We start from the raw sequence: 11449 nt of genomic DNA, 5'->3' as shown, positions 1-11449 counted from the left end.
GACTGACATGAACGCACTGACCCGCGCCGAATGCGCGCTTGTCGAATCCGCCGAGCCGGCCGTCTCCTTCTCGCTCAACGGCCGCGAAGTCACCGCGCAGCCCGGCGAAAGCCTGCTCAAGGTGGCGCAGCGCGAGGGCTTCGACGTTCCGCACCTGTGCTACAAGGACGGCCTCGAGCCGGCCGGAAACTGCCGCGCCTGCATGGTCGAGATCCAGGGCGAGCGCGTGCTGGCTCCGTCCTGCTGCCGCTATCCCGCCGCGGGCATGCAGGTGCAGACCGAGTCCGAGCGTGCCCGCCGTGCCCAGCGCACCGTGCTGGAGCTGCTGCAGTCGGACATGCCGGAAACGGAATACACCCGCCACAACGAACTCGACCAGTGGGCGGCGAAGCTGGAGGTGGGCAAGCCGCGTTTTGCCCCGCGCGAGCGCGTGGCGGCGGACCTGTCGCACCCGGCCATCGCCGTCAACCTCGATGCCTGCATCCAGTGCACCCGCTGCCTGCGCGCCTGCCGTGACGAGCAGGTCAACGACGTGATCGGACTGGCCTTGCGCGGCGACGAAGCCCGCATCGTGTTCGACATGGACGACCCGATGGGCGCATCCACCTGCGTCGCCTGCGGCGAATGCGTGCAGGCCTGCCCGACGGGCGCGCTGATGCCCGCGCGCGACGTGGCCCTGGCCGTGCCCGACAAACAGGTCGAATCGGTGTGCCCGTATTGCGGCGTGGGCTGCCAGCTGACCTATAACGTCAAGGACAACCGCATCCTGTTCGTGGAAGGCCGCGATGGCCCCGCCAACCACCAGCGGCTGTGCGTGAAGGGCCGTTACGGCTTTGACTACGTGCAGCACCCGCAGCGGCTGACCGTGCCGCTGGTGCGCCGCGAAGGCGCGCCCAAGCGCGGGGATTTCGTCATGGACCCGGACCACGTGATGGACGTGTTCCGTGAAGCCACCTGGGAAGAGGCGCTGGCGCTCGCCGGCGGCAAGCTTGCGCAGATCCGCGACACGCATGGCAAGCGCGCGCTGGCGGGCTTCGGCTCGGCCAAGGGCAGCAACGAAGAGGCCTACCTGTTCCAGAAGCTGGTGCGCACCGGCTTCGGCAGCAATAACGTCGACCACTGCACGCGGCTGTGCCATGCCTCGTCGGTGGCGGCGCTGCTGGAAGGCATCGGCTCGGGCGCGGTGTCGAATCCGGTGATGGACGTCGACAAGGCCGAGGTCGTGATCGTGATCGGCGCCAACCCGACCGTGAACCACCCCGTGGCGGCCAGCTGGATCAAGAATGCCGTCAAGAACGGCACCAGGCTGATCGTTGCCGACCCGCGCCGCTCCGACCTCGCGCGCTTCGCCTGGCGCTTCCTGCAGTTCAAGCCCGATGCCGACGTGGCGCTGCTCAACGCGATGATGCATGTGATCGTCAACGAGGGGCTGGTCGACCGCGAGTTCATCGACAGCCGCACCATCGGCTTCGACGAACTGCAGCGCAACGTCGCCGCGTACAGTCCCGAGCTGATGGCGCCGATCTGCGGCATCGACGCCGAGACCATCCGCGAAGTCGCGCGGCTCTATGCCACCTCGAAGGGATCGATGATCCTGTGGGGCATGGGCGTGTCGCAGCACGTGCATGGCACCGACAACGCGCGCTGCCTGATCGCGCTGGCGCTGATGACCGGGCAGATCGGCCGGCCCGGCACCGGGCTGCATCCGCTGCGCGGGCAGAACAACGTGCAGGGCGCGTCCGACGCGGGACTGATCCCGATGATGTATCCGGACTACCGGCGCGTCGACGATCCGGTGGCGATCGCCAGCTTCGAGGCGCTATGGGGCATGCCGCTCGACCGCCAGCCGGGCCTGACCGTGGTGGAGGTCATGCAGGCGATCGAGCGCGGCGAAGTGCGGGGCATGTACATCATGGGCGAGAACCCCGCGATGTCGGACCCTGACGCCGAGCATGCGCGCGAGGCGCTGGCTTCGCTGGATCACCTGGTGGTGCAGGACATCTTCCTGACCGAGACGGCTTACCTGGCGGACGTGGTGCTGCCGGCGTCGGCGTTCCCGGAAAAGACCGGCACCTTCACCAACACCGACCGCACCGTGCAGCTTGGCCGGCAGGCGCTCGATCCGCCGGGCCAGGCGCGGCAGGACCTGTGGATCATCCGGCAGATGGCGGCACAGCTCGGGCTGGACTGGCACTACGACGGCGTGGAGGACGTGTTCAACGAGATGCGCAGGGCGATGCCGAGCATCGGTGGCGTGACCTGGGAGCGGCTCGAACGCGAGCATGCGGTGACGTATCCGTGCAAGGAAGAGGGCGATCCGGGCGAGCCGGTGATTTTCACGGATGGCTTCCCGACCGACACTGGCCGTGGCCGCTTCGTGCCGGCCGACATCATCCCGGCTGCCGAGCGGCCCGATGCCGACTACCCGATGGTGCTGATCACCGGGCGCCAGCTGGAGCACTGGCATACCGGCAGCATGACGCGTCGCGCCGGCGTGCTCGATGCGATCGAGCCGGACCCGGTGGCATTGGTGCATCCGTTGGATCTCGATGCGCTGGGCGGCAAGCCGGGGAGTGTGGTCACGTTGTCGTCAAGGCGCGGCGAAGTCACGCTGTATGCGCGCGCCGACGCCGGCACGCCACGCGGGGCGGTGTTCGTGCCGTTCTGCTATTACGAGGCGGCGATCAACAAGCTGACCAACGCGGCGCTGGACCCGTTCGGCAAGATTCCGGAATTCAAATACTGCGCGATTCGCATGACGCTGGGCGGGGAGGCGCCGGTGCAGTCCAGTTATGGGGGCGGGCAGATATTGGACGCTGTCTAGGGGTTTGGGCTTGCGGCGAGTGATGCGCCGGCCCCTCTCCCGCGGCGCGGGAGAGGGGCGCAAACAAGGGTTCACCGGCGACGGCGCTTGGCGAGCGCTGCGACCAGCCCATCCCGCAGAAGGACAAGATTGTCCTGGTTACCAGGAAATTGATTGCCGGATCATCCCGCTAATCATTCCAATCCCGATGCGCTACGCTTGAGCCACATCCTCTCCACCCCGGAGCCCAAGCAAATGAAAGCCATCGGCCTGACCCAGTACCTCCCCATTTCCGATCCCCGTTCGCTCCAGGACGTGGAAATCGACAAGCCCACGCCATCAGCCCACGACCTGCTCGTCAAGATCGAAGCCATCGCCGTCAACCCGGTCGACACCAAAGTCCGTGCCCCCAAGCCCCAGGCCGAACCCGCTCCCCGCATACTGGGCTGGGACGCCGCTGGCGTGGTGGAAGCCGTCGGCCCCGATGTCACCCTGTTCAAACCAGGCGACCCGGTCTACTACGCCGGCAGCATCACCCGCCCCGGTACCAACGCCGAGTATCACTTGGTGGACGAACGCATCGCCGGCCACAAGCCTGCCTCGCTCGACTTTGCCAACGCCGCCGCATTGCCGCTGACCGCGATCACCGCGTGGGAAGCACTGTTCGACCGCCTCGGCATCTCGCCCAAGGGCGAGCACGCCGGCCGCTCCGTGCTGATCGTCGGCGGCGCCGGCGGCGTAGGCTCGATCGGCATCCAGCTGGCCAAGGTGCTGGCCGGCCTCACCGTGATCGCCACGGCATCACGCCAGGAGTCGCAGGACTGGTGCCGCAAGCTGGGCGCCGACCATACCGTCAACCACCGAGGCGACCTGCCGGCGCAACTGAAGGCGCTGGGCTTCGCGCACGTCGACTACATCCTCTGCTTCAACGACACCGACGGCCACTTCCCGGCCCTGGCCGAACTGGTCGCACCGCAGGGCAAGATCTGCACGATCGTCGAGAACGCCCGCCCGCTGCCGGTGGAACTGCTCAAGAGCAAGAGCGCTACATTCGTCTGGGAATTCATGTTCACCCGCGCAATGTTCCACACGCCGGACATGATCGCGCAGCACCGGCTGCTCAACGAGGTGGCGCGCCTGGTTGACGCCGGGCGCCTGCAAACCACGCTCGGTGAAAACCTGGGCCGCATCAACGCCGAGAACCTGCGCCGCGCCCACGCCATGCTGGAGGGTGGCCGCACCATCGGCAAGCTGGTGCTGGAAGGGTTCTGAGCCCGCACGCGACAAGCAGAACAAGCAGAAGCGAGAACGCCCGCGAGGAACCCTGGCGGGCGTTCGTCATTGCGGGGACGGTGCGAGGGCGGTTCAACTCATCTTGCCGAGGATCGCCTGCATCTCGTCGGCATTGAAGGCCCGCAGCGTCTGCGTGCGCACGTTCCCCAGCGCGCCGACCGCGAGGCCGAAGGCAGTCATGCTGGCATCGTCCTGCGCTTCGACGGTCAGCACGATGTCGTATTTGCCCAGTGTCCAGAAGATGTCTTTCATCTGCACCCCGAAGCGCGCACCCATCTCGCGCACCGCGGCGGCGCGCTTGGTGGTGTCCTTGACGGCGCGGATGCCCTGGTCGGTGAAGCTGGCTAGCACGATGTAGCGGGTCATGGCGGGATCTCCGGTAAAGGATGGATCGGACGCCGTCCCGGCGCAGCGCTTGGTCGGCAGCGCCGCAGTCAGCCGGGGCAGTGGTTCAGGGCTTGCCGGTGCGGCACCGGTGTGCCTGAGCAACCTCGTACCCACGCATATCGCGCGCCAGTCGGCGCGACAGGCGGGTTCGCGGCTGGCGCATCCGTTGCCTCCGTCCCGGGCCGGCGCATTGCAGGCCCGGCTGTATCAGCCGTGATACAGCGCGCCGCCTCAGTCTTGTACCGGTCCGCCGTCGGCACCGTCCGGCGTATCCAGCGCGCGCATGTTGTCCAGCAGCTTCAGCAGGTAGTGCAGCGTATGCGTCAGGTCGTTGGTCGAGAACCCGTCCAGTGCGTGCTCGTAGTACTCGCGGATCTTCGGCTGCGCCTGGTGCAGCCACACCTCGCGGCCCGGCTCGCTCATCCGCACCAGCCGCGAGCGGCGGTCGCGCCCGTCGGGCGCCAGCGTCACGTGGCCATCCCGCTCCATCCGGCTGACCAGCCCGGACAGGTTCTGCCGGCTCACCATCAGGTAGCGCGCCAGGTCGCCGACGCTCATGCCGCCGGCCGCGTCGGGGCGTGACAGGGCGCCCAGCACCGCCCACTGCTGCGTCGTCAGGCCTTCGGCTTCCACCGCCCGCGATCCCGTTTTATGCAACATGTTTGCGCATTGGTAGAGGCGGAAGAACAGCCGGTTGGCCAGTTCCATGCGTGCGTTAATGGGGAGTTCGCCTCCCAGGTCGGGGTTAACCATAGTCGTTTCCAAAGGATTGATGCCTTGCGCACGGTGCCGGCCGCACCTATTATACGTCAACATATTTACGTAATTGACGGGGCATGTGGCGGCGGCACCGCCGGCACGATAGCACCGGAACCCTGAAAGGAGAACGGCTGTGCAAGGACTCGAAGGCAAGACGGTCATCGTGACCGGTGGTGGCGGTGGTATCGGCGGTGCAACGTGTTTGCGCTTTGCGCGGGCAGGGGCGGCGGTCGGCGTGCTCGACCTGAATCCGGAGGCCGGCGAACGCGTGGCGGCGCAGATCCGCGACGCCGGCGGCCGCGCGTTGTCAGTGCGCTGCGACATTACCGATCGCGCCAGCGTCGATGCCGCGGTGGCGGCGGTGGAGCAGGAGCTGGGCCCCATCGACGTGCTGGTCAACAACGCCGGCTGGGACGTGTTCCGTCCCTTCGTCAAGACCGAGCCGGCGCAGTGGGAGCGGCTGATCGCCATCAATCTGACCGGCGCCCTGCATATGCACCACGCGGTGCTGCCGGGCATGGCGGCGCGCAAGCGCGGGCGCATCGTCAATATCGCCTCCGATGCCGCGCGCGTGGGGTCGTCCGGCGAGGCGGTGTATGCCGCATGCAAGGGCGGGCTGGTGTCGTTCTCCAAGACCATCGCACGCGAGCATGCCCGCCACGGCATCACCGTGAACGTGGTGTGCCCGGGTCCGACCGAGACCGCGCTGTTCGAAGACTACAAGCAGGGCGCGGGCAACCCCGAGAAGCTGGTGGAAGCCTTCACCCGCTCGATCCCGCTGGGCCGCATCGGCCAGCCCGACGACCTGCCCGGCGCGGTGCTGTTCTTCGCCGGCGACGACGCTGCCTTCATCACCGGCCAGGTGCTGAGCGTGTCGGGCGGCCTGACCATGAACGGCTGACCTCCAGCACCAATCGCCCATCCAACCAGACAACGGAGACGACCATGCAATACGAAGACATCCGCTATGAAGTGCGCAACGGCGCGGCCTGGATCATCATCAACCGCCCGGAAAAGATGAACGCCTTCCGCGGCCGCACCTGCGACGAGCTGATCCACGCCATCAACCGTGCTGGCTATGACCGCGAGATCGGCGCCATCGTGCTGGCAGGCGCCGGCGAGAAGGCCTTCTGCACCGGCGGCGACCAGTCCGCGCATGAAGGCCAGTACGACGGCCGCGGCACCATCGGCCTGCCGATGGAAGAACTGCACAACGCCATCCGCGACGTGCCCAAGCCGGTGATCGCGCGCGTGCAGGGCTATGCCATCGGCGGTGGCAACGTGCTGTGCACGATCTGCGATTTCACCATCGCCTCGGACAAGGCCGTGTTCGGGCAGGTCGGCCCGCGCGTCGGCTCGGTCGATCCTGGCTATGGCACGGCGTTCCTCGCACGCGTGGTCGGCGAGAAGAAGGCGCGCGAGATCTGGTACCTGTGCCGCCGCTATCCCGCCGCCGAGGCGCTGGCGATGGGGCTGGTCAATGCCGTGGTGCCGCACGAGCAGCTCGACGCCGAAGTGCAGAAGTGGTGCGACGAGATCCTGGAGAAGAGCCCGACCGCGATTGCCATCGCCAAGCGCTCGTTCAACATGGACACCGCGCACCAGAGCGGCATCGCCGGCATGGGCATGTATGCGCTCAAGCTCTACTACGACACCGAGGAATCGCGCGAGGGCGTGCGCGCCTTCCAGGAAAAGCGCAAGCCCGAGTTCCGCAAGTACGCCAAGTAAGCCCGACCGGACCGCGCGGAGACAGCCATGAATCCCTACCTTGACGAAGACCTTTCGGCGCTGGCCGAACATGCCCGCCGCTTTGCCGACGCGCGCGTCGCGCCCGGCTACCTGGAGCGCGACCGCACCCGTGTGCTCGACCGCGCGTTGATGCGCGAAATGGGCGAGATGGGCTTTATCGCGCCCGAGCTGCCGGAACAGTATGGCGGCCAGGGCATGGGCTCGCTCGCCGCCGGCGTGATCCACGAAGCGGTGGCGCGCGCCGACCTGAGCCTGTCGTACATCAACCTGCTGGCGTCGCTGAACGGGCAGATCCTGGCGCACGCGCAGCCGGAGATCGCTGGCCCGTGGCTGCAACGCCTGACGCGCGGCGAAGCGCTGCTGGCGATCGCGCTGACCGAGCCGCGCGGCGGCTCCGACGCGGCCAGCCTGCGCCTGCGCATGGAGCGCGATGGCGACCACTATGTGCTCAACGGCGAGAAGACCTCGATCTCCGCCGCCGACCAGGCCGATGCCGCGGTGGTATTCGCGCGCAGCGGCCCGGTCGAGGCGGGCGCGCGCGGCGTGTCGGCGCTGCTGGTGCCGATGGACCTGCCGGGCATTACCCGCAACCGCTTCGACTGCCATGGCCAGCGCGCCATCGGGCGCGGCTCGATCTTCTTCGAGAACGTGCGCGTGCCGGCGAGCCACCTGCTCGGCAAGGAAGGCGAGGGCTTCGTGCAGGTGATGCAGGGCTTCGATTTTTCGCGCGCACTGATCGGCCTGCAGGTGCTGGCCGTGGCGCAGGTGGCGCTGGACGAGACCTGGGCCTACGTGGCCGAGCGCCAGGCCTTCGGCAAGCCGCTGTCGGCGTTCCAGGGCGTGTCGCACCCGCTGGCCGACTTCGAGACCCAGGTGCACGGCGCGCGCCTGCTGTGCCTGCAGACGCTGTGGCTCAAGGACCGCGGGCTGCCGCACACCGCCGAGGCGGCGATGTGCAAGTGGTGGGCACCCAAGCTGGCCTACGACGTGGTGCACCAGTGCCTGCTGTCCTTCGGCCACGGGGGCTATGACCGGGGCGTGATGGAACAGCGCCTGCGCGACGTGCTCGGCTTCCAGATCGGCGACGGCACCGCGCAGATCATGAAGACCATCATCGCGCGCACGCGGGCAGGGCGCGAAGCGGTACCGGCCTGACGCGGCGCGCGCGCCCATTGCACGACTGGCCGCACGACTGGCCGCACACAACAACGAGGAGACCGCCATGGATTTCGACGCCGTACTGATTGCGCCGCGCCGTGCCGCCAGCATTGCCGCCGGGCACTGGCAGGACCGTACCATCAACGACTATCTTGCCGCCTGCGTGCGGGACCGGCCCGACGCGCCCGCGCTGACCGCGCTCGGCATCGACCGCCAGTGCGTGACGCGCTTCACCTGGCAGGAACTGGCGCGCATGGCCGACCGCGTGGCGGTGGGCCTCTCCCGCCTCGGCATCGTCGCGGGCGACGTGGTCTCATGCCAGCTGCCCAATGGCTGGCACCTGAGCGTGCTGTACCTGGCCTGTGCGCGGCTGGGTGCCGTGCTCAACCCGGTGATGCCGATCTTCCGCGAGCGCGAGCTGTCGTTCATGCTGGCGCATGCGCAAAGCAAGGTGGTGGTGGTGCCGAAGATGTTCCGCGGCTTCGATCATGCGCAGATGCTGCGGGGTCTGCGTGAAGCGTTGCCGGCACTGCGCCATATCGTCGTGGCGGATGGCGATGGCGACGACAGCTTCGAGGCGCTGCTCAGCGGCCCGTCCTGGGAAGATGCACCCGATGCCGCCACCATCCTGCTGCGCAGCCGCCCTGGGCCGGACGACGTCACGCAGCTGATCTACACCTCCGGCACCACCGGCGAGCCCAAGGGCGTGATGCATACCGCGAACACGCTGTTTTCCAACATCGTCGCCTATGCGGACCGGCTCCATCTCACCGGCGACGACGTGGTGCTGATGGCCTCGCCGATGGCGCACCAGACCGGCTTCATGTACGGCCTGATGATGCCGGTGGTGCTGCGCGCGCATGCGGTGCTGCAGGACATCTGGGACCCGGCCCGCGCCGCCGCGCTGATCCGCGACGAGGGCGTGACCTTCACCATGGGTTCCACGCCGTTCCTGACCGATCTCGCGCGCGTGGTGGCCGAGTCCGGCGCGCCGGTGCCGAGCCTGCGCATCTTCCTGTGCGCGGGCGCGCCGATCCCTGGCGCGCTGGTCGAGCAGGCGCACCACGCGCTCGGCGCGAAGATCGTGTCGGCATGGGGCATGACGGAGAACGGCGCGGTCACCACGACGCTGCCGGAAGACAGCGACGAACGCGCGTCCACCACCGACGGCCGCCCGCTGCCGGGCGTGGCGATCCGGGTGGTCGACGGCACCGACGCGGACGTGCCGACCGGCGAGACCGGCCGGCTGCTGGTGCGCGCCTGCTCCAATTTCGGCGGCTACCTGAAGCGCCCGCAATTGAACGGCACCGATGCCGACGGCTGGTTCGACACCGGCGACCTGGCCCGGCTCGATGCCGACGGCTACCTGCGCATCGCCGGCCGCAGCAAGGACGTGATCATCCGCGGCGGCGAGAACATCCCCGTGCTGGAGGTCGAGACCCTGCTGTACCGTCATCCCGCCGTGGCGCAGGTGGCTATCGTCGCCTATCCGGACGAACGCCTGGGCGAGCGTGCGTGTGCGTTCGTGGTGCCGCGCGCCGGGCATGACTTCGACCACGCGGCGATGGTGGACTGGCTCAAGGGCCAGAAGATGGCGCTGCAGTACATCCCGGAAAAGCTAGTGGTGCGCGACGCCTTGCCGGCGACGCCGGCAGGGAAGATCCAGAAGTTCCGGCTGCGCGATCTGTTGCGGGATGCGCTGTAGTCCATGCGCTGACCGCTGGTTTGCTCCCCTCTCCCGCATGCGGGAGAGGGGCGGGGGAGAGGGCCGGCGCTCGGCAAGCACGACAACGCTTCACGTTGCGGTGATGCTCATGCTGTTCCCTCTCCCATAAATAGAAAAGGGCAGACAACACCCCAGCCTTGACGATGTCAGCGCAACTGCCTGCTGGCCGCCCCAAGCGCCTCACCAAACAACTCACCCACCAGGTCCACCTCAGCCTCGTCAATGACCAGCGGCGGCAGGAACCGCACCGTCGCCCCATGGCGCCCGCCCAGCTCCACGATCAGCCCGCGCTGCAGGCATTCGCGCTGGACCGTGCGGGCAAAGTCGCCATCGGCGGGGTAGGCGCCCCCCACGTCAGGCTCGGCACGTTCATCCACCAGTTCCACGCCAAGCATCAGCCCGCGCCCGCGCACCTCGCCCATTGCAGCGAAGTCCGACTGCAGCTGCCGCAACTGCGTTGCCAGCCGCTGGCCCATGCTCTCGGCATGCGCGACCAGGCCCTGCGTGGCGATGGTGCGGATCGTGGCCGACCCCGCCGCCATTGCCAGCTGGTTGCCGCGGAAGGTGCCGGCATGCGCGCCCGGCTGCCACGCGTCAAGCGCGCTGTCGTAGATCACCACCGACATCGGCAGCCCGCCGCCAATCGCCTTGGACAACACCAGCACGTCCGGCACGATGCCGGCATGCTCGAACGCGAACGTGCGGCCGGTGCGGCCCAGCCCGGTCTGCACTTCGTCCAGCACCAGCGCGATGCCGCGTTCGCGCGTGATGCGGCGCAGCTCGCGCAGCCAGCGTGCCGGCGCGGGAATCACGCCGCCTTCGCCTTGCACCGCTTCCACCACAACCGCCGCCGGAGGCAGCACGCCGGACTCGGGATCGGACAGCATCTGCTCGATATAGCGCAGCCCGGCATCGATGCCGGCGTCGCCGCGCAGGCCGAACGGGCAGCGGTAGTCATACGGGTACGGCAGGAACTGCACGCTGGCGCCGAGCGCGCCCAGCGGCGCCTTGGGCCCCAGGTTGCCCATCAGCGCCAGCGTGCCATGCGTCATGCCGTGGTAGCCGCCCGCAAAGCTCAGCACGGTGTGCCGCCCGGTGGCGGTCTTGGCCAGCTTGAGCGCGGCTTCGATGCCGTCGGCCCCGGTCGGGCCGCAGAACTGGATGCGGGCGCGCGCGGCGAACTCCGCCGGCAGCAGGCCGAACAGGTCGTCGATAAAGCGGTCCTTGACCGGCGTGGCCAGGTCCAGCGTATGCAGCGGCAGCCCGCTGTCGAGCGTGTCGCGCAGCGCGCGCACCACCGCCGGGTGGTTGTGGCCGAGCGCGAGCGTGCCGGCACCGGCCAGGCAGTCGATAAAGAGCTGGCCGCTGGTGTCGCGCAGGTACACGCCATAGCCCTGCTCCAGCGCCAGCGGGATGCGGCGCGGATAGGAGCGCGCGTTGGATTCGCGGGCGCACTGGCGCTGCAGGTAGGCGTTGTCGTCGAGCCGGATCGGCGCTTGCCGGGCAAAGGCGCCTGCCGAGAACGGCGCGGGTTGGCCGTGGGCGAGCGTGGCGAGCGAGGGAGGCGTCATGGT

The 11449-nt window shown here is 68.4% G+C and carries 9 protein-coding genes; 6 read left to right on the top strand and 3 right to left on the bottom strand.

Annotated features, from left to right (window positions below; translation table 11 throughout):
• The first annotated feature begins 7 nt into the window (after positions 1-7).
• Both fdhF and CTP10_RS25835 read left to right on the top strand, forming a co-directional pair.
• Positions 8-2824 carry a formate dehydrogenase subunit alpha gene (gene fdhF, locus CTP10_RS25840; protein ID WP_116321779.1) on the top strand — a complete coding sequence of 939 codons (2817 nt, stop codon included), beginning with the start codon at positions 8-10 and terminating at the stop codon, positions 2822-2824.
• A 234-nt stretch (positions 2825-3058) separates the two neighbouring features.
• A complete protein-coding gene (locus CTP10_RS25835) occupies positions 3059-4075 on the top strand; it encodes a zinc-binding alcohol dehydrogenase family protein (protein WP_116321780.1) in 1017 nt (338 codons plus the stop codon).
• A gap of 93 nt (positions 4076-4168) precedes the next feature.
• On the opposite strand, the gene CTP10_RS25830 is transcribed toward CTP10_RS25835, so the two are convergent.
• Together CTP10_RS25830 and CTP10_RS25825 are read right to left on the bottom strand one after the other, a co-directional pair.
• The gene (locus CTP10_RS25830) at positions 4169-4462 is read right to left on the bottom strand and encodes a GYD domain-containing protein (RefSeq protein WP_116321781.1); all 294 of its coding nucleotides are present in this window, start codon (positions 4460-4462) and stop codon (positions 4169-4171) included.
• A 252-nt stretch (positions 4463-4714) separates the two neighbouring features.
• Positions 4715-5236, bottom strand: coding sequence for a MarR family winged helix-turn-helix transcriptional regulator (locus CTP10_RS25825; protein ID WP_116321782.1), 522 nt, complete (start codon positions 5234-5236; stop codon positions 4715-4717).
• A 139-nt stretch (positions 5237-5375) separates the two neighbouring features.
• Here CTP10_RS25825 and badH point away from each other — a divergent pair, with 139 nt between their 5' ends.
• From badH to aliA, 4 genes are all read left to right on the top strand, one after another.
• Positions 5376-6143 carry a 2-hydroxycyclohexanecarboxyl-CoA dehydrogenase gene (badH, locus tag CTP10_RS25820; RefSeq protein WP_116321783.1) on the top strand — a complete coding sequence of 256 codons (768 nt, stop codon included), beginning with the start codon at positions 5376-5378 and terminating at the stop codon, positions 6141-6143.
• Positions 6144-6187: 44 nt separating this feature from the next.
• On the top strand, positions 6188-6970 hold the full coding sequence (badI, locus tag CTP10_RS25815) for a 2-ketocyclohexanecarboxyl-CoA hydrolase (protein ID WP_116321784.1): 783 nt from the start codon (positions 6188-6190) through the stop codon (positions 6968-6970).
• 27 nt (positions 6971-6997) lie between these two features.
• On the top strand, positions 6998-8146 hold the full coding sequence (aliB, locus tag CTP10_RS25810; RefSeq protein ID WP_116321785.1) for a cyclohexanecarboxyl-CoA dehydrogenase: 1149 nt from the start codon (positions 6998-7000) through the stop codon (positions 8144-8146).
• A gap of 67 nt (positions 8147-8213) precedes the next feature.
• On the top strand, positions 8214-9854 hold the full coding sequence (aliA, locus tag CTP10_RS25805) for a cyclohexanecarboxylate-CoA ligase (RefSeq protein ID WP_116321786.1): 1641 nt from the start codon (positions 8214-8216) through the stop codon (positions 9852-9854).
• 167 nt (positions 9855-10021) lie between these two features.
• On the opposite strand, the gene CTP10_RS25800 is transcribed toward aliA, so the two are convergent.
• Positions 10022-11446, bottom strand: coding sequence for a diaminobutyrate--2-oxoglutarate transaminase (locus CTP10_RS25800; RefSeq protein WP_116321787.1), 1425 nt, complete (start codon positions 11444-11446; stop codon positions 10022-10024).
• Between the last annotated feature and the right edge of the window lie 3 nt (positions 11447-11449).

Source organism: Cupriavidus sp. P-10 (assembly GCF_003402535.2).
Lineage (GTDB): Bacteria > Pseudomonadota > Gammaproteobacteria > Burkholderiales > Burkholderiaceae > Cupriavidus.
Note: the sequence above shows the minus strand (reverse complement) of the source record. Positions and strands in the feature narration are given on the sequence as shown.